This window comes from Acinetobacter sp. 789_lipA, from assembly GCF_058242845.1.
Genome location: NZ_JBZAYS010000001.1, coordinates 1654507 through 1672506, shown reverse-complemented (window position 1 = coordinate 1672506; position 18000 = coordinate 1654507). Strand labels below are relative to the sequence as shown.

Annotated in this window: 19 protein-coding genes; 8 read left to right on the top strand and 11 right to left on the bottom strand. The window is 42.4% G+C overall.

Going from position 1 to position 18000, the window contains the following annotated elements:
* Positions 1-63 precede the first annotated feature (63 nt).
* The 3 genes from AC4CUZ_RS08015 (at position 64) to AC4CUZ_RS08005 (ending at position 3389) form a co-directional block, all read left to right on the top strand.
* Complete coding sequence (locus AC4CUZ_RS08015; protein WP_216076700.1) at positions 64-543, top strand: hypothetical protein; 480 nt, start codon at positions 64-66, stop codon at positions 541-543.
* 1 nt (position 544) lies between these two features.
* The gene (locus AC4CUZ_RS08010; RefSeq protein ID WP_148825626.1) at positions 545-1729 is read left to right on the top strand and encodes an iron-containing alcohol dehydrogenase; all 1185 of its coding nucleotides are present in this window, start codon (positions 545-547) and stop codon (positions 1727-1729) included.
* A 265-nt stretch (positions 1730-1994) separates the two neighbouring features.
* Positions 1995-3389, top strand: a complete 1395-nt coding sequence (locus AC4CUZ_RS08005) for an APC family permease (RefSeq protein WP_004695470.1) — start codon at positions 1995-1997, stop codon at positions 3387-3389.
* Positions 3390-3454: 65 nt separating this feature from the next.
* On the opposite strand, the gene AC4CUZ_RS08000 is transcribed toward AC4CUZ_RS08005, so the two are convergent.
* A complete protein-coding gene (locus AC4CUZ_RS08000) occupies positions 3455-4009 on the bottom strand; it encodes a flavodoxin family protein (RefSeq protein ID WP_279043455.1) in 555 nt (184 codons plus the stop codon).
* Positions 4010-4104: 95 nt separating this feature from the next.
* Positions 4105-4887, bottom strand: a complete 783-nt coding sequence (locus AC4CUZ_RS07995; protein WP_279043453.1) for an SDR family NAD(P)-dependent oxidoreductase — start codon at positions 4885-4887, stop codon at positions 4105-4107.
* Positions 4888-5002: 115 nt separating this feature from the next.
* Between AC4CUZ_RS07995 and AC4CUZ_RS07990 the strand changes: the two genes are divergently transcribed.
* Positions 5003-5389, top strand: a complete 387-nt coding sequence (locus AC4CUZ_RS07990) for a winged helix-turn-helix transcriptional regulator (protein ID WP_490747468.1) — start codon at positions 5003-5005, stop codon at positions 5387-5389.
* Positions 5390-5413: 24 nt separating this feature from the next.
* Here the strand turns inward: AC4CUZ_RS07990 and AC4CUZ_RS07985 are convergent, their stop codons facing one another.
* From AC4CUZ_RS07985 to rplU, 9 genes are all read right to left on the bottom strand, one after another.
* Complete coding sequence (locus AC4CUZ_RS07985; RefSeq protein WP_279043451.1) at positions 5414-5893, bottom strand: tRNA (cytidine(34)-2'-O)-methyltransferase; 480 nt, start codon at positions 5891-5893, stop codon at positions 5414-5416.
* Positions 5894-5925: 32 nt separating this feature from the next.
* Positions 5926-7302 (bottom strand): siroheme synthase CysG, encoded by a 1377-nt coding sequence (gene cysG, locus AC4CUZ_RS07980; RefSeq protein WP_279043449.1) that lies wholly within the window; start codon positions 7300-7302, stop codon positions 5926-5928.
* Between the two features lie 76 nt (positions 7303-7378).
* On the bottom strand, positions 7379-8650 hold the full coding sequence (gene serS, locus AC4CUZ_RS07975) for a serine--tRNA ligase (RefSeq protein WP_279043447.1): 1272 nt from the start codon (positions 8648-8650) through the stop codon (positions 7379-7381).
* Positions 8651-8750: 100 nt separating this feature from the next.
* Positions 8751-9521, bottom strand: coding sequence for an RsiV family protein (locus AC4CUZ_RS07970; RefSeq protein ID WP_490738292.1), 771 nt, complete (start codon positions 9519-9521; stop codon positions 8751-8753).
* A 173-nt stretch (positions 9522-9694) separates the two neighbouring features.
* A complete protein-coding gene (gene lolA, locus AC4CUZ_RS07965) occupies positions 9695-10393 on the bottom strand; it encodes an outer membrane lipoprotein periplasmic chaperone LolA (protein ID WP_151835884.1) in 699 nt (232 codons plus the stop codon).
* Between the two features lie 220 nt (positions 10394-10613).
* Positions 10614-10988 (bottom strand): YadA C-terminal domain-containing protein, encoded by a 375-nt coding sequence (locus tag AC4CUZ_RS07960; protein ID WP_490747467.1) that lies wholly within the window; start codon positions 10986-10988, stop codon positions 10614-10616.
* A complete protein-coding gene (locus AC4CUZ_RS07955; RefSeq protein ID WP_178928232.1) occupies positions 10988-11368 on the bottom strand; it encodes a hypothetical protein in 381 nt (126 codons plus the stop codon). The genes AC4CUZ_RS07960 and AC4CUZ_RS07955 overlap by 1 nt, the downstream gene beginning before the upstream one ends.
* 479 nt (positions 11369-11847) lie before the next feature.
* Entirely contained in the window at positions 11848-12102 is a 255-nt protein-coding gene (rpmA, locus tag AC4CUZ_RS07950; protein WP_004695443.1) for a 50S ribosomal protein L27, read from the bottom strand.
* Positions 12103-12121: 19 nt separating this feature from the next.
* Positions 12122-12433, bottom strand: a complete 312-nt coding sequence (gene rplU / locus AC4CUZ_RS07945) for a 50S ribosomal protein L21 (protein ID WP_004695441.1) — start codon at positions 12431-12433, stop codon at positions 12122-12124.
* A gap of 468 nt (positions 12434-12901) precedes the next feature.
* Between rplU and sdsA the strand changes: the two genes are divergently transcribed.
* The 4 genes from sdsA to AC4CUZ_RS07925 all read left to right on the top strand — a co-directional run bounded on the left by sdsA (position 12902) and on the right by AC4CUZ_RS07925 (position 17995).
* Positions 12902-13879: an All-trans-nonaprenyl-diphosphate synthase gene (gene sdsA / locus AC4CUZ_RS07940; RefSeq protein ID WP_176538148.1), complete on the top strand. Its 978-nt coding sequence runs from the start codon at positions 12902-12904 to the stop codon at positions 13877-13879.
* A gap of 33 nt (positions 13880-13912) precedes the next feature.
* Positions 13913-15967 (top strand): site-specific recombinase, encoded by a 2055-nt coding sequence (locus AC4CUZ_RS07935; RefSeq protein ID WP_419381208.1) that lies wholly within the window; start codon positions 13913-13915, stop codon positions 15965-15967.
* A 146-nt stretch (positions 15968-16113) separates the two neighbouring features.
* Positions 16114-16725: a phosphatase PAP2 family protein gene (locus AC4CUZ_RS07930; protein ID WP_419381199.1), complete on the top strand. Its 612-nt coding sequence runs from the start codon at positions 16114-16116 to the stop codon at positions 16723-16725.
* Between the two features lie 25 nt (positions 16726-16750).
* Complete coding sequence (locus AC4CUZ_RS07925; protein WP_126037584.1) at positions 16751-17995, top strand: efflux RND transporter periplasmic adaptor subunit; 1245 nt, start codon at positions 16751-16753, stop codon at positions 17993-17995.
* The last annotated feature ends 5 nt before the right edge of the window (positions 17996-18000 follow it).

Below are 18000 nucleotides of genomic sequence, written 5' to 3'. Positions count from 1 at the left end.
CAACAGCGAGTGATTAACGTAAATTCAGTGAAACCCGCTCTGCAATTGACCTATGTCAAACTTATGATGGATGTGATTGGCCGAGGATTGGTCATGGCCAGCCAAGTCGATAGTGAAATTCAGCAAGAAGTTGCAAAATTTCCAGCCAATTTCACCTTATCGATGAATGTTTTTCCAAACGGCCCGGCTTTTTTAGCCAAAGTGACCGAAAACCATCAACTCGAACTACTCACTCCAGGAAGTTTAAAGGCAGATTTAACCATCACCTTTAAACATCTAAGCCACGCCTTTTTGGTGTTTTCATTTCAAGAAAGTACAGCACAAGCTTTTGCACACGACCGCATGATTGCAGATGGGGATATTTCCTATGCAATTCGCCTCGTCCGCTGTCTAAATAAAATGGAATCATTGATTTTACCGAAAATGGTCGCTGAACTTGCCGTCAAAGAATACCCAACTGAATTGGGCTTAAAAGAAAAACTCACTGGTGCTGCAAATATTTATCTCAAAGTAGCCCAATCATATTTAAAACGGAGTGCATAACATGGCGAAGCCTTATTACGAATTTTTCTGTCCTGTAAAAGTGATCGCTGGTCATGCTGCTTTAGAACACATTCCGTTTGAACTGGCAACATTAGGAGCAACCCGACCTTTAATCATTACCGACAAAGGTGTACGTGCCAATAATTTACTGGCACCCATTGAAGCAGCATTTGAGTCTACCGATGCGGTAATTGGTGCAATTTTTGATGATGTTCCACCCGATTCAAGCTTAGAGACAGTACGTAAAGCGGCCAATTTATATCGTGAACATCAGTGCGATGCGATTATTGCTGTCGGTGGCGGATCGGTGATTGACACCTCGAAAGCCACCAATATTTTGGTATCTGAAGGTGGTGATGACTTACTCAAATACTCTGGGGCACACAACCTACCTAAACCACTCAAACCCTTTTTTGTGATTCCAACCACATCAGGTACAGGGTCTGAAGTTACCATGGTTGCCGTGGTGTCTGATCCAGAGAAAAATGTCAAACTGCCATTCGCATCGTACTATCTAATGCCGCATGCTGCGATTCTCGATCCACGCATGACCCAAACCCTGCCACCGCACTTAACTGCGATGACCGCAATGGATGCCATGACCCATGCCATCGAAGCCTATACATGCATGGCACACAATCCAATTTCAGATGCCTATGCTACAGCTGCAATTAAGAAAGTCAGCAATCACTTGTTTAATGTGCTGGATAATCCAAACGATGCCAACGGCCGCTTAGAATTGGCTCAAGCTTCGACCATGGCTGGCATTGCATTTTCAAACTCGATGGTGGGCCTTGTACACTCACTTGGACATGCCTTAGGTGCAGTTGCACACTTGCCGCATGGACTATGCATGAACCTGTTCCTCCCTTATGTGCTTGAATTTAACAAGGAAGTGAATGGTGACAAGATTGCAGAGCTCCTGTTACCGCTTGCAGGGCCAGACATTTATGCGCAGACTCCTGCCCACTTACGTGCAGACAAAGCCATCAGCACATTACTCACCATGCGTGATCGCTTATTTACCCTAACCAAGTTACCCCGTACCTTGAGTGAAACAGGAAAAGTAACCTTAGAACAACTGGATGAGGTCGCAGAAAAGGCCCTCAACGATGGTTCGATCATTTATAATCCGAAAGAAGCCAGCTTAAAAGATTTAAAAGCAATTTTAGAAAAAGCTTGGTAATTCATAAAAAATCAGCCAATATAGCGACAATCTTAGCCTGATGCTTTTTTAAACATCGGGCTTTTATTTGCCATAAGGAATAATACTTTCCTTATACCTATTGGCATAAAAACTGCTAAAAAATCTGAAAAAGTTACTGACAAAAGCGGCCAAATTAATGTAGATTGGCGCACTTTTGAAATTAAACACAGGGGGGATCGTTCGTCTCAAACGATCCTTATTAAACATGACTGATCCTTGATCAACGATTAAGAGGATAACGCCGTTGACTAATATTTCTGGGACTCAATCGGCAGCTAAACTGCAAAAAACGCTAGGTCTCTGGCACATCATTATTATTGGTTTAGCTTATATTCAACCAATGACATTATTTGATACTTTCGGTTTAGTATCAGAAGAAAGTCATTATCATGTGCCAACGTCATATATCATTGCTTTAATTGCAATTTTATTCACGTCGATCAGTTATGGTCACATGATTCGTCGCTACCCTTCCTCGGGTTCAGCCTATACCTATGCGCAAAAGTCCATCCATCCGAATGTCGGATTTATGGTCGGTTGGTCATCATGGTTAGACTATTTATTGTCTCCAATGGTCAACATCATTCTTGCCGTGATTTACCTTGAAGCCTTATTCCCTGATGTAAACCATTGGGTCTGGGTGGTTGGTTTAACTGCATTTATGACCGCGGTCAACTTACGTGGTGCACGCTTCGTTGCAAACTTTAATGGTTTGATCGTTTTTGTACAGTTAGGTGTGATTGCTTACTTCACGTGGATGGTTTACAGCTTACTTGCTGGTGGCGTCAACGCAGATGGTACTTTGGTCAATGCGAAATATCAGTTATGGAGTTTAGAGCCATTTTGGAATGAGCTTACTTCACTGGGTGCCCTGATTACAGGTGCAACTTTGCTGTGCTTCTCATTCACAGGTTTTGACTCGCTCAGCTCGCTGGCAGAAGAAACAAAAGATACCGAGAAAACACTACCTAAAGCGATTTTCTTAACGGCACTCTTGGCTGGTGTGATCTTTATTATCAGCACCTACTTCATGCAGATTTACTTCCCGAACGATCCAAAGACTTACTTTGAAGATGTTGCTGCAACACAGCCTGACATTTTACAAGCCGTCGGTGGCGTTGCGTTTAAAACGGTGGTGTTGTACTTTGCAATTGTGACTGTTATGGCATCAGGTATTTCGGCACATGCAGGCGTTTCACGCTTAATGTATGTGATGGGCCGCGATGGCGTGATTAACAAGAAGATTTTTGGTCATATTAGCCCGAAAAGCTTCACACCGTCTTATAACATTCTCATTGTAGGTGCTGTAGCATTAACCGCTGGCTTCATGGACTTAGACATCGTTATTTCGATGATCAGCTTCGGTGCATTAACTGCATTTACCTTTGTAAACTTATCGGTGATTTCAAGATATGCACTGCGTGATGGCCGCACAAAGAATATTAAAGATATCTTTAGCTTTGTGATAATTCCAATGTGTGGATTCCTCAGTATCTTTGCCATGTGGCTAGAGATTGAAGAAACCGCGTTGAAATTCGGTTTATGGTGGGCAATGTTTGGTATTTTATACTTAGGTTATAAAACCAAAGGCTTTAAGCAACCTGCACCACAACATAATGAATTTGACGATCCGCTCTAATCTTTCATTCAAAAAGAAAAAGACGCCAAGTGCGTCTTTTTCTTTTTTAAACTAGAGCTAAAAAACTAGCCCTTAAATGGTTTAGTCATTTTAGCAATACGCTGTGCATAGGCTTTTGTGGTTTCGAGATCCCCGGCTGGGATTTCATCCGTACTTGCATCCGATGGTGATTGCACCAACAAGCCTACAGAACCACCCAAATTATTTACATCTTGACGGGTTGCCGCTTTACTATTAGCAGGCAATAAGCCCAAGCTTACCCAAATACCGCCATGCTGTGATGCTAGTGTTTGTAGTTGAATTAAGGTCACTTGCTTATCACCATTTAAGCTTGCACTATTGGTAAAGCCACCGAAAATTTTATCTTGCCATGCACGAGTAAACCATTTTTTTGAAGATGCATCGGCAAACTTTTTAAATTGCCACGGCGCAGTGCCCATATAAGTTGGTGCACCAAATACAATTGCATCAGATTGATCCAGTGTCAGCCAATCTTGCTCTGGAATGTCTCCATTTGGGTCAATCTCCACCAGATTTGCACCAATTCCTTGCGCAAAAGTTTGTGCAATCACTTTGGTATGACCATAACCTGAATAAAAAACCACTGAAATATTCGACATTTTAGTTTCCTCTTTTGAATTAGTTGATTGGCATCGCTGCGTCAATCATGATGCTGTGCCACGTAAACCATTAAAAATAAACAGTATGAAATATCTTAAACACTTGCCTGATCGGGCTTAAGTTTCAAATAACTTGCAACTTCAGCGCTTAGACCCTGCTTCAACTGCTGGGTCTTTTCACCGACCAAAACTTCATACGCATTTTGCTCGATGCCTTGAAAGATTTCTTGGGCTACTGTTTCTGACGCAATCTTTGGAATAGGTAATGAACGAGTCAGATCGGTATCAATAAAACCTACATGCACCCCCATGACCTGAATATTAAATTGAGACAACCACTGACGACTTGAGTTGGTATATGACCATGCTGCTGCCTTGGAAATGGCATAACTGGTCAAAACAGTGCTTGGCTCCCAAGATACATCCGAGAGAATATTGACCACATAAGCCTGTTGGCTCTTTTGCAAGATCGGAGCAAAAATTTGCGTCACTCGCATCAAGCCCAACAAATTGGTTTCCAAAATCTTTTGCGTAGTCGCAATGATATTGGCATCGACAGGATGCTCATTTAAAAGCGCAATGCCCGCGTTATTCACAAGAATCGTGGTATCTGCACATTGTTCGGCAGCCTGCTGTATAGACCCTTCATCATTCACATCGAGTTGAATCGGGATTAACCCTTCTTCGTGAAAACTCCCAATCTGGCGCATACCCACATAGATCTTTTTAGCGCCCTGACGACGTGCCTCCCGAGCGATGGCAAGTCCTAAGCCACGATTCGCACCCGTAATAAAAACAACAGCCTCTGAAACTTTCATCATGTGATCCATCCAATTGCCAGTATCTTGCGAAAGCGTAGTCTGATGACAGCACTGCATTAAGTCTGTATTAATGATACACTTATGAAACCTAGTATCAATTAGTTACCACTTGGTAACTAGTCTGATTGATTGTTTCAAATGAAGATAGAATCTAAAAGGAGCATGGTTAGAAATGAATAAGCCAATGAAATTTAATATTTTTCATCCAGATTGTCCTGCTCGTCTTTTTTTTGAAAAATTTGCAGACAAGTGGATTTTATTGATTGTGTATACACTGGATCAGGAGTCACAGCACTTTAATGAGCTCAAGAAAAATGTTTTAGGTATTTCACCTAAAGTACTGTCACAAAAATTAAAGATCTTAGAACGCGATGGTTTTTTGACGCGAACCATTCATGAAGATAACGTGATTCGCGTGGAATACGCGTTAACTGAGATTGGCAAAGACTTTGCTCAAAATGCCTATCAAATGAAAGATTGGGTCGAAGCCAATATGCGTAAAGTTTTAAAATCCAGAGCTGGATTCGATCAAAAGCTAGAAAAAATAGAGCCCGCTTAAGCGGGCTCTATCATAGCAATTTGATTAGGCTAAAGGCTTAAAACCCTGCTGACGCCATGCTTCATACACAATCACAGCTGTCGCATTGGATAAGTTCAAACTGCGCGAGTTTTCAGCCATGGGCAAACGAATCCAATGCTCTTTTGGAAACAGCATACGAATCTGCTCAGGCAGACCACGCGTCTCAGGTCCCATGAGTAAAGCCACGGGGCGATTCAAATCCGAAGTATGCGGCGTTTCCGTTCCTTTGGTGGTTAGAGGATAAATCGCGTTTATATCGACACCTTTTTCAGCTAAACTTGCTAAACACTCATCGAATGTTTCCCAAATTTGCATGCGCGCCCACTCGTGGTAGTCCAAACCTGCACGTTTGAGTTTTTTATCATCCAGTTCAAAGCCGAGTGGCTTAACCAAATGCAGCTGCGCTCCAGTATTGGCACATAAACGAATGATATTGCCTGTGTTTGCAGGAATTTCGGGCTCGTATAAAACAACATGGATCACAGCTTTTCTCTACTCTTTCAATATGGCAATAATTAATCTTGCCACTGTAATTGTTCACGCAAACTTACTACATCACCAATGATGGTCAATGTAGGCGCTTGAATATGATTTTCTTCAACTTTTGATGCGATATCCGCTAAGGTCCCGACCACCACTTTTTGTTCTGGCGTGGTACCTTTCGAAATCAAAGCAACGGGCATGTCTGGGCGCTGCCCATGCTCAATTAACTTTTCACAAATTTTTTCTAAACCAACCAAGCCCATGTACAGCACAAGCGTTTGATTCTGATAGACCAACTCATCCCACGGTAACTCAGGCGAACCTTCTTTTAAATGCCCCGTAAGGAAACGCACGCTTTGCGCATAATCGCGATGTGTCAAAGGAATGCCTGCATAAGCCGAACAACCCGATGCGGCAGTAATCCCCGGCACTACTTGAAATGGTACACCTGCAGCAAAAAGCTCTTGGATTTCTTCACCACCACGACCAAAGATGAAAGGATCACCACCTTTTAAACGGCAAACACGTTGACCTTTTGAGGCATATTCCACCAGTAAGGCATTGATGCCTTCTTGCGGTACAGCATGGTTAGAACGGGCTTTACCCACATAAATTTTTGTTGCATCGCGACGGCAGAGTTCCATAATCACAGGAGAAACCAAACGATCATAAATCACCACATCGGCTTGTTGCATCAAACGCAATGCTTTGAGGGTCAGCAACTCAGGATCACCTGGACCTGCACCAACCAAATATACCTCACCTTTCGGTGTTTTCCACTCCAACAGCGCTTGCTCGATTAAACGATCTGCTTCTACAAGATTGTCATGAAAAACCTGTTCTTTCAGGGGACTTGCATATAAGTCTTCCCAAAAAACACGGCGCTCATCAGGATTAGAAATCTTCGCTTTCACCGCTGCACGCCATTTTCCTGAAAACTCAGCCAGCTTACCCATGCCATGTGGAATACTGGTTTCAAGCTGGGTTCGAATTTGGCGAGATAAGACGGGGGATGTACCATTGCTGGCCACTGAAATCACCAAAGGCGAACGATCAACAATAGCAGGAACCATGAAACGGCAATGCGGTGGATCATCAACACTGTTGACCAGTATTTTCAGCGCTTCACAGTCCTCAAAGACTTGAGTATTCACCGCATAATCATCTGTTGCAGCAATCACTAAACGATAGTCATTGAGTTGAATCTGCGCAGGATATAGCGCTTGGATATATTGCCCTTGGCTTTCTTCAACCAGTTGCAATAAATTTGCATCAATATCAGGAGCAATGACATGAATCACCGCTCCTGCTTTATGTAACAACACTGCCTTACGGTAAGCAATATGCCCACCACCGACAATCAGACAAGGTTGCTGTTGCAACTTTAAAGAGATTGGAAAAATATCCACACACGACCTCAATGAGTTTTATCTGACTGTCTTAAAGCAATTATTGTGCACAAAACTGTGCAGTACATCGACTTTATTAGTCAATGTACTCAGCGCCGCCCATATATGGACGAAGCACGGTCGGAATTTCAATCGAACCATCAGCACGTTGGTAGTTTTCCATGACCGCAAGTAAAGTACGGCCCACAGCCAAACCTGAACCATTCAGCGTATGTACAAATTCAGTTTTCTTTTGGTCTGCACGGTAGCGTGCTTTCATACGACGCGCTTGGAAGTCACCCATGTTTGAACATGAAGATATTTCGCGGTATGTATTTTGACTTGGTACCCAAACTTCAAGATCGTAAGTTTTAGTTGCACCGAAGCCCATATCACCACCACAAAGAATGATCTTACGGTACGGCAAACCAAGTGCTTTCAAGATCCCTTCAGCATGACCTGTAAGCTCTTCAAGCGCTTGCATTGAGTCTTCTGGTTTAACAATTTGCACCATTTCAACTTTGTCGAATTGGTGTTGACGAATCAACCCACGCGTATCACGACCATATGAACCTGCTTCACTACGGAAACATGGCGTATGTGCTGCATATTTCAGTGGTAAACGGTCTGCATCAATGATTTCATCACGCACGAAGTTGGTTACAGGCACTTCCGCAGTTGGAATGAGGTAATACTCTTTTTCACCTTGTAATTTGAATAAATCTTCTTCAAATTTAGGCAATTGGCCTGTACCACGGAGTGAGTCAGCATTGACTAAATATGGCACATAAGCTTCGGTATAACCATTTTCCAAAGTATGTGTATTCAACATGAACTGTGTAATCGCACGTTGTAAACGAGCAAGTGGTCCTTTGAGCACACTGAAACGAGAACCTGTCAATTTGGTCGCAGTTTCAAACTCAAGACCGCCCATCCACTCACCTAAGTCAGTGTGGTCTTTAATTTCGAAGTCAAACGTACGCGGCGTACCCCATGTGAGGATTTCCACGTTATCGCTTTCGTCTTTTCCTTCAGGAACAGACTCATCTGGCAAGTTTGGAATGCTGAGTGATTTTGCTTCAAGTTCAGCTTGTAATTCAGACAAAGCGACTTCTGCCGCTTTGATTTCATCACCAATCGCTGACATACGCGTCATAATTTCAGATGCATTACCACCAGCTTTTTTAATTTGGCCAACTTGTTTTGCACCCGAATTACGTTCAGCCTGAAGAGATTCAGTTTTGGATTGAATCTCTTTACGGCGAGCTTCTAGTGATGCCCATTCTTCAACATTCAGTTGTACACCACGTTTTGCTAAGGCTAAATTTACAGCCTCAATATTATTTCTGAGTAATTTCGGGTCGATCATAGCCAATCTTTTGCAAAGAAAAAAACTGGCTATAGTGTAAGCGCTTCAGGCCGAAAAATACAGTCACGCTATCACTAGCTGTGGCTTATTACAGCAATTTTCATAGCTTTTCTTTGCTCGCTTTTTCTCGTTCAGCTGCATAATCGACAAAACTTGGCAAATATTCCGCCTTAATTAAGCCGCTGGCTTGTTGATACGGTAAAACCAATTCAGACATCCCTTCTGCATAAGACGCTAATTCATATAAGGGATAGACGAACACCACACCTTTGGCACTCATATAATAATTATCGGTCAGCTTCAATTGCTCGCGTGAAATATTATGATCGGACAGCCACATGCTATTGGCACTATATAATGCATCTAATAATTGGGACTCCGTCTTATCCACCACAATGTCACTCAGCGCAACCCGTTTTTTCGTTGCCAAATCTAAGGTGATGTATTCGTTGTGATACATGCCATGTGCGGCACGCGCTGGGTAGTGATAATTCATCAAGACAAAATCAGCATATTTGCCACGCTGCGCCACATAACGGACATCAGACAAAGTTTCACTGAGCATGTTTTCATCAATCTGTGGCTTTGCTTGCTTCGAGCTTTCAAATGCCACAGGATTGGCTTTTTTCATCCGCTCATCAAAATATTGATTGATCCATGGGACATTGGTGTCCAAGCTGTACAACTGGTATTTGGTGCACCCTTCTTCATCACAAGCAATAGAACGCGCCAATTGTAATGGTCGAACTTTCGCCTCAATCAGTGGTAAGGTCTTTAAGACTTGAGCTGGTTTAGTTGTCTCTTCACTTTTTGCAGCGTTAATGTCATTTTGTGGCTGGCATGCGCTGAGCAATCCCGCGCACAACATCATTGCGAAGACAGATCCAATTTTATTGTTATGAAGTAATATCATGATTTACCCGCAGTTAAGTATTCAATAGCACAGACTATACAAAGCACAGCCATAACTTCCCACCACGTTATGTAACTGAACGTGATCCAATAAAAAACCACCCGAAGGTGGTTTTGAACAACAGACTCATATTATTGGTCAATAATGTCTGTGCCTTTAGGCGGAGTAAAATTAAAGGTTGAAGGTGGAATATTGGTATTTACCTTGGTGTTATTAAAACGCACATAGGTTGTTTGTCCCAAAGAATCCTCTAAGATCATTAGCGTTGGCGCATTTTTCGCACCAAAACTGATCGTTAAGCTTTGAAATGCACCATCATTGTTTTTTGGGTACAAGGTATAGTAGGTTTTGCTCTGATTGGGTTGCGTAATACGGTATGCCTTACGAATCTGTTCCGTATTCCCTGACAATAATAGTGCAGGGGTATTCGCCACCTGTTCATCTAAAGTCTGACGAACTGCTTGCTGTAAGTCTGGATCATAAATCCAAACCGTTTTGCCCGAAGTCACAATGGTTTGTTTTGCAGGGCTTGTGGTTTCCCAATAGAATTTCCCTGGACGCTCAACTTTCATCACCCCTTTAAAGGTCTGATTCATATGCTGAGCAGATAAACCTTGTTTCTTCGGTGCTTTAGATGAATTTGTGACTTTGGTGGTTTGCTCAAAGTTAGAACTGATACTTTGAATACCACTCAACTGTTTCACTAAACTCGTCGTCGCTTGTTGCTCCGATGCTGCAACCGGAGCTGCAAATACTGTACTGCTCATAACAGGGCCAAGTGTTACTACACCTACTGTCATTGCACATAAAGTCTTACGAAGCATTTTCATAATCTCACCTTTTATAATTTGCGCAGTCGCAATTTGTTAGATGAGCTATCTTAAATCAAATTTTATGGCTAATAATTGAGAATATAAGAAAATTTGTATATTTATTGGTGCTTAATGTTGTGAAATATCCATCATGATGAAGATAAGATGTGCTCTTTAGATATAGAAAAGCCTCTGAATATGCAGAGGCTTTTCTAACTGAGGTTAAGAATTATCACTGTCATTTCCATTGCCAACCAATTGCTGCACCTGCACCGAAATTACCTTCGCTATTGGTTGTTACAGCTACTTTGTATACATATTTGTTACTTTCAGTCACACCGCTGAGACCAAAAGCATAACCTTGCTCACCTTCCCATGTACCCACGCCGGCACTAAACATATTGTAGCCAGCATCTGTCGGTTGCGGTAAAGATGCTATCGCAATACTTGATGCTACTGCTGCATAGGTTCGATCTTCGAGTTTTCGCATGTCTCGGTTCAAGGCATTTACACGACTATCCGTATAAGCATTTGCTTGATTGAGGGTTTGTTGCCCAACTTGGTTCACATAGGTTTGTGCCTGATTCAAGATATTCGTATCTGCTGCTGCCATTACTTCTGGGCTAATGCCGTTGGTACCATCCGCTCCTTGTGGGCCCTGCGGACCTTGTGGACCCTCTGGCCCCATTGGACCTTGTGGTCCTTGAGTTCCAGAACCATTTCCATGGCCGTTACCATTTCCATGCCCGTTACCGTTTCCATGCCCATTACCGTTTCCATTTCCGTGCCCGTTGCCATTTCCATGATCGTTACCATTTCCCTGCCCGTTACCGTTTCCATGCCCATTACCGTTTCCATTTCCGTGCCCGTTGCCATTTCCATGATCGTTACCATTTCCCTGCCCGTTGCCGTTTCCATGCCCATTACCATTTCCGTACCCGTTACCATCTCCGTTGCCATGCGACCCATGACCATACCCATTTCCATTCCCATGTGACTCGTGCCCTTGTCCCTGTCCTTGATGATTATCCCCTTGGGTTGCCCATGCAGCATTCCCCATGGCCAATACAATACTCAACAACAATAATTTCGGAGAATACAATACTCAACAACAATAATTTCGGAGTAAGTCTTAGATTCGTAACAACGCCGCTATTCTCAGTGTTTGATCTATGAGAAATACACAACGCTGTCTCTTTCATTATATGGTTTTTTTTCAATTTGACTGTTTTGTTTTACAACAACCATATGGCAGCAGGATTTTTCCAAGACTTTTGTGAATATTCTGTTCATGTCTGTCTGCCTTTCTTTTACTTTTACACTATTATTACGCTCCTTTTTTGTGACGTATATCACCATTTACTGGTATTTAGTGCTTTATTTCAAAATTTAAAAACACAAGAAAAATAAGCTAACCATATGAATAGACGAAAAAAAACCCACAAAACTGTGGGTTTTTTTACTATTAAAACTTACGCTTCAACAGTTACGTAGCGACGGCCAAACTGACCTTTCACTTCGAATTTTACTACGCCGTCAGCGGTTGCAAACAAAGTATGGTCACGGCCCATACCAACGTTTTGACCTGCGTGGAATTCTGTACCACGTTGACGAACGATGATGTTACCAGCAGTCACAGATTGACCACCGTAAATTTTAACACCAAGCATTTTAGGGTTCGAATCACGACCGTTCTTAGTCGAACCACCGGCTTTTTTAGTTGCCATGTCTCATTACTCCTCGTGATTAGCCTGAAATAGCTGTAATTTTCAACTCAGTGAACCATTGACGGTGACCTTGTTGTTTACGGTAGTGTTTACGACGACGCATTTTTACAATACGGATTTTGTCGTGACGACCATGGCTAACTACTTCAGCAGTTACAGTAGCGCCAGCAACAACTGGAGCACCGATTTGAATGCTGTCACCATTTACTAGCATTAATACGTCATCAAACGTAATAGTTGCGCCAGTTTCAGCTTTCAACAATTCAACTTTAAGGGTTTCACCCTCTACAACACGGTGCTGTTTACCACCGCTTTGGATTACTGCGTACATAATGTACTCCAAACATGCCCGTGTCGTCGTGCCGATAAAGGAAGATATCGATCTTAATACGAACGCCACTGGGGTTAATCAAGGGCAAGGATTTTAAGTGATATTGACTCAAACAACAAGAGATTTGCCGAACTTATTAGACTAAATTAACGATTATTTAATAATCGAGAAAAACTCAATCAACAAATTACAGTTCAACTCTGGCTTGACTTTGCTTACAATGAAATAGATTTTTAAAATCAATCCGCTATAGTATGGATGAATTGATTTTTTAAAATGTAAATAAGCCTACAAATGCAGTACGCTTATACATTGGGGAAATAAGGAACTGTCTTTAGTAAAATATAGCCTCGCACGCTAGTGAGTCTTATTTATGATTGAAATGAATCATTTAGACATGTATCCATATTTACACAATACTGGTAATGCTGATTTTTATCACTTTATATAGATGAGGCCGCTCTTCAAATGACCATCGACTTTAAGCAAGATATTCTCGCCCCTGTAGCTCAAGACTTTGCCACGATGGACACATTTATTAATGAAGGCATTACCTCTAAAGTGGCATTGGTCATGGCGGTGAGTAAACATGTGGTTGAAGCAGGTGGTAAACGCATGCGTCCCATTATGTGTTTATTGGCTGCCAAAGCCTGTGGTGCAGAAGATCTGGAACGCCAGCGTAAACTTGCTGCCATCATTGAAATGCTGCATACCGCAACTTTAGTCCATGATGATGTGGTCGATGAATCTGGCTTACGTCGTGGTCGCCCAACGGCCAATGCAACTTGGAACAATCAGACCGCAGTACTGGTGGGTGACTTTCTAATTTCACGCGCCTTTGATTTGTTGGTCGATCTCGGTGATATGACCTTACTCAAAGATTTTTCTACAGGGACTTGTGAAATTGCCGAAGGTGAAGTGCTACAACTTCAAGCACAGCACCAACCTGAAACCACAGAACAAACTTATTTAGATATTATTCACGGTAAAACGTCACGTTTATTTGAACTGGCAACTGAAGGGGCTGCCATTCTTTCTGGGACACCGCAGTACCGTGAACCACTACGTTTATTTGCAGGCCACTTTGGCAATGCCTTTCAAATCATTGATGATATTTTAGATTACACCTCAGATGCTGAAACATTAGGTAAAAATATTGGCGATGATTTAATGGAAGGTAAACCGACTTTGCCGTTAATCTCAGCATTGAAAAATACAACGGGTGAAGAACATAACATTGTTCGTCGAAGTATTGCGACAGGTGGAACGGCAGATCTTGATCAAGTCATTGCTATCGTAAACAGTTCTGGCGCACTAGATTACTGCCGACAACGGGCGCATGAAGAAACCGAAGCCGCACTTCAAGCATTACAGGCTTTACCTGACAGCCAATATCGTCAAGCACTGGTCAATTTAACCCAACTGGCTTTACATCGAATTCAATAACAAATGATGCTTTAAAATGTTTTTAACTTGCCTATGCATATAAAATTTAATGATCTGTTTTCTCAAATGCAGCAACAGCTTGAGCAACCTCAAGCTGTTTTAAATGATCAACTTTTAATTGAGTTGGTGGAGCGTATTCGTCCAATAGATGCGTATCAAACCGATGAAATCCACCAAAAATTTCAAGCGCTCATTCAAGCATTACTCATCACTCCCGATGCCGCATCAACCTTACAAAGCTTTGTACTGCGGCTTATTTCCCAATATAAACAAACCAGTCTTTATGCCGATACAGGTATCTTGTCTTTAGATGGGTTTTGGAACCAATTGTCACAGCGTTTAGGGGCACATTTTCTCCCGCTGATTAATGACGAAACTCAACTGCAAAATTTAGTCCGTCGCGTTTTTCCCAACCGAAGTGACAAATATTGGCTCGATAACATCCGAGACAGTGACTGGCTACAACTGCTGAACCTGCTCAATCACGGGCATGCCAATCAAAAAGAAAAAGTCAAAATTCGCAGTGAAGTGATTAAAGCCATTACGGTGTTGTCTTATCGGATTAGTGGTATTGGTTTATATCCAGAGTTTATTAATGCGCATCCTGAGCTGACCGAATATGAATCGCCTTTTTTAGTGCAGAACCGCGAAATTGTCGAATTCATTCAACAGTATAAAAAGGCACATCAAGACGCAGAAACCTCGAGTGTGGTTGCCCCACCCGACGCTTCTCAAGCGCTGGTCATGATTGAGCAGTGTCGTGATGTGGTATTGAAAATTCGTCGTGCGACTAGACGTATTGGAGTCAGTGTCAGTTTAACCTATCTGATTTCCTTACTTGAGCAATGCTTAGACCGCGTCGAACTGTTGCTCAATTTAATTGTAGAAGAAGGCGAAGTACACTATGAAGCGGTGAGTATGCTCTTGGTCGATATTACCGCTGCGATTTATAGCGAACGCAGCGTACGCTCTCTACTCACTACCAATAGTGAACTAATTGCGTTACAGGTAACTGAAAATGCCAGTAAAACCGGGGAACACTATGTAAGTACAGACAAACAAGGCTTTTTAGCCATGTATAAGTCCGCAGCGGGTGCAGGAGTTATTATTGCCATTATGGCAACGCTCAAAACCTTGTCGGCACGTATGGTCATGGCACCACTCATGCAAGCCTTTATTTACAGTATGAATTACTCACTAGGTTTTATGCTGATTCATGTCTTGCACTTTACTGTAGCGACCAAACAACCCGCAATGACTGCTGCAGCCCTTGCAGCAACAGTACAACACCGCAAAGGTTCTAAAACCGCGCAAATTGCTGAATTAGCAGCATTGATTATCAATATTATCCGTACCCAGTTCATTGCTATTTTGGGAAATATCTCGATTGCCATACCCGTTGCAGCCTTTATTGCATGGGCTTGGGCAACGGGGCTACACGAACCGCTGATGACACATGCAAAAGCCAGCAAAACACTACACGACCTGAATCCATTTACCTCTTTAGCCATTCCCCATGCTGCTATTGCTGGCGTGTGTTTATTTTTGTCAGGTCTGCTGGCGGGTTATTTTGACAATATGGCGGTTTATCGCAAAGTTGGCCCACGCTTAAAAGCACACCCTCGCCTCAAAACAATCATGGGACAAGAACGACTCGACAAATTTGCAGGCTATATAGAACGTAACTTAGGTGCGTTAGCGGGTAATTTTTTGTTCGGAATTATGCTAGGAAGTATGGGAACGATTGGCTATATTTTGGGTTTACCCCTAGATATTCGCCATATTGCCTTTGCTTCAGCAAACTTCATTCAAGGCCTGATGAATATTAATGGTAGTCCTGAGATTGGCTTGATTATTGTATCTTTCCTCGGAGTGCTCGCTATTGGTCTAACGAACTTATTTGTCAGTTTTACCCTCACGATTATTGTGGCTTTACGTGCACGTCGAGTTCGATTTGAACAATGGAAACCTTTAGCAAAATTGGTCCTCACCCATTTTCTGACTCGCCCTAGTGATTTCTTTTGGCCCCCGAAAGTCCCACTTGAAGTTGAAGAAAGTTCAAACAGTACAAAACACCATCCAAAATGATTTTGTACTGATTTTGAGCTCTTGTTACACTGTAAACAAAATTTTATACATGATTAATCAACACTTGAATTAAAGTGTACTGATGAGTACACTTTAACCCAGTAAATAACCGCGCTTAAATCGGTTGAAATGACACGAGTTCCAGCATGCCTTACTTGTTGCTTTTTATCGGTATTATTTTATTTATAATCAGTGTATTAGCTCTAAGCACTCAACCACTCACCGATTTAGATCTGGCGATGGTCGAATATTTCAGCACATTAAGAACTGAGCATATAGATAAACTTGCAATACTTTTATCGGCACTCGGTGGCATGCCGTTTGTATTATTTCTAACCACTCTATGGTGTTTCCATCGTGCATGGTATAAAAAGTATAGAGATGTTGTTTTTATTGGTTTAGGCGTTGTTGGAAGTATTGCTTCTGCTTGGCTACTTAAATTTCTAATTTCAAGACCACGCCCACCAGAAATGTTTCACCTAGTGACGAGCTATGGTGCTTCCTTTCCGAGTGCGCACAGTATGTATGCTGCCACTTTGGCGTGTCTTGCCATTTTCTTAAGTCGACCATTTTCTGCACATCGTCATGTTGTATCCATTGCTCTTTTATGGATGCTGATGATGGGAATTTCAAGAGTCTATCTTGGAGTACATTTCCCATCCGACGTTCTCGCAGGTTGGAGCATTAGTATTATCTGGATTTCACTGCTTTACATCTTGTGCGGCAGATATACCCAATTAAATACACATTATTTTTAGATAAGAATCTAATCGAGGTGGAACTATGATGTCGGCAAAGCTTTGGGCCCCAGCCCTTACCGCTTGCGCATTAGCAACGAGTATTGCACTTGTTGGTTGTAGCAAAGATCCAAACGATGCGCAGCAAGCTGGCGCTTCTCAACAAATGCCACCTACTGAAGTCGGTGTCATTGTTGCACAACCGCAAAATGTAGAACAATCTGTAGAGTTATCTGGCAGAACCACGGCATTTGAAATCTCTGAAGTTCGCCCACAAACGAGTGGAATCATTCTAAAACGTTTGTTTGCGGAAGGCAGTTATGTACGTGAAGGCCAGGCACTTTATGAACTTGACTCTCGTACTAACCGCGCAACATTTGATAATGCCAAAGCAGCATTATTACAACAAGAAGCGAATTTAAGCACACTCAGAACCAAATTGAATCGTTATCAGCAACTGGTTTCAAGCAACGCTGTTGCGAAGCAAGACTATGACGACTTAGTGGGTCAAGTAAATGTCGCTGAAGCACAAGTGGCAGCAGCACGTGCTCAAGTTAAAAATGCTGAAGTGGACTTAGGTTACTCAACCATCCGCTCTCCAATTTCAGGTCAAACCAACCGCTCTACAGTTACTGCTGGTGCTTTGGTGACTGCAAACCAAACAGAGCCATTGGTGACGATTCAACGTTTAGACCCGATCTATGTTGATATCAACCAATCAAGCTCTGAACTTCTTCGTTTACGTCAACAATTGAGTAAAGGTAGCTTAGACAGCAGTAACAACACGCGTGTGAAGCTGAAACTTGAAGATGGCAGTGACTATCCAATCGAAGGCCGCTTAGCGTTCTCTGATGCCAGTGTCAATCCAGATACAGGGACTGTGACGATTCGTGCGGTGTTCCCGAACCCGAATCACTTGCTGCTTCCAGGTATGTTTGCCAATGCACAAATCGTTCAAGGCGTAATCCCGAATGCGATGTTAGTGCCGCAAATTGCAGTGACTCGCACACCAACAGGTCAAGCGATGGCAATGATTGTGAATGACAAAGGCGTAGTAGAGCCTCGTCAAATCACCACAGTTGGTATTCAAGGCCAAGACTGGATTGTGACTGAAGGCCTTAAAACAGGTGAAAAAGTTATTGTTGACGGAATAGCAAAAGTTAAAGCTGAACAGAAAGTTGTTGCGAAACCGTATCAACCTAAAGCAGCAGCACCTCAAGCTCCAACAACGGATGCTAAAAAGACAGAAGCTGGTGCAAAAACTGAACAAAAAGCTACTTCAAATACATAAGGGGT

Excerpts from the sequence above, each read along its gene's own strand:
- AC4CUZ_RS08015 (WP_216076700.1), top strand. The coding sequence starts at position 64 with ATGATGGATGTGATTGGCCGAGGATTGGTCATGGCCAGCCAAGTCGAT.
- AC4CUZ_RS08010 (WP_148825626.1), top strand. The coding sequence starts at position 545 with ATGGCGAAGCCTTATTACGAATTTTTCTGTCCTGTAAAAGTGATCGCT.
- AC4CUZ_RS08000 (WP_279043455.1), bottom strand. The coding sequence starts at position 4,009 with ATGTCGAATATTTCAGTGGTTTTTTATTCAGGTTATGGTCATACCAAA.
- AC4CUZ_RS07995 (WP_279043453.1), bottom strand. The coding sequence starts at position 4,887 with ATGCAGTGCTGTCATCAGACTACGCTTTCGCAAGATACTGGCAATTGG.
- AC4CUZ_RS07990 (WP_490747468.1), top strand. The coding sequence starts at position 5,003 with ATGAATAAGCCAATGAAATTTAATATTTTTCATCCAGATTGTCCTGCT.
- serS (WP_279043447.1), bottom strand. The coding sequence starts at position 8,650 with ATGATCGACCCGAAATTACTCAGAAATAATATTGAGGCTGTAAATTTA.
- AC4CUZ_RS07970 (WP_490738292.1), bottom strand. The coding sequence starts at position 9,521 with ATGATGTTGTGCGCGGGATTGCTCAGCGCATGCCAGCCACAAAATGAC.
- lolA (WP_151835884.1), bottom strand. The coding sequence starts at position 10,393 with ATGAAAATGCTTCGTAAGACTTTATGTGCAATGACAGTAGGTGTAGTA.
- AC4CUZ_RS07960 (WP_490747467.1), bottom strand. The coding sequence starts at position 10,988 with ATGGCAGCAGCAGATACGAATATCTTGAATCAGGCACAAACCTATGTG.
- AC4CUZ_RS07955 (WP_178928232.1), bottom strand. The coding sequence starts at position 11,368 with ATGGGAATGGAAATGGGTATGGTCATGGGTCGCATGGCAACGGAGATG.
- rpmA (WP_004695443.1), bottom strand. The coding sequence starts at position 12,102 with ATGGCAACTAAAAAAGCCGGTGGTTCGACTAAGAACGGTCGTGATTCG.
- rplU (WP_004695441.1), bottom strand. The coding sequence starts at position 12,433 with ATGTACGCAGTAATCCAAAGCGGTGGTAAACAGCACCGTGTTGTAGAG.
- sdsA (WP_176538148.1), top strand. The coding sequence starts at position 12,902 with ATGACCATCGACTTTAAGCAAGATATTCTCGCCCCTGTAGCTCAAGAC.
- AC4CUZ_RS07935 (WP_419381208.1), top strand. The coding sequence starts at position 13,913 with ATGCATATAAAATTTAATGATCTGTTTTCTCAAATGCAGCAACAGCTT.
- AC4CUZ_RS07930 (WP_419381199.1), top strand. The coding sequence starts at position 16,114 with ATGCCTTACTTGTTGCTTTTTATCGGTATTATTTTATTTATAATCAGT.
- AC4CUZ_RS07925 (WP_126037584.1), top strand. The coding sequence starts at position 16,751 with ATGATGTCGGCAAAGCTTTGGGCCCCAGCCCTTACCGCTTGCGCATTA.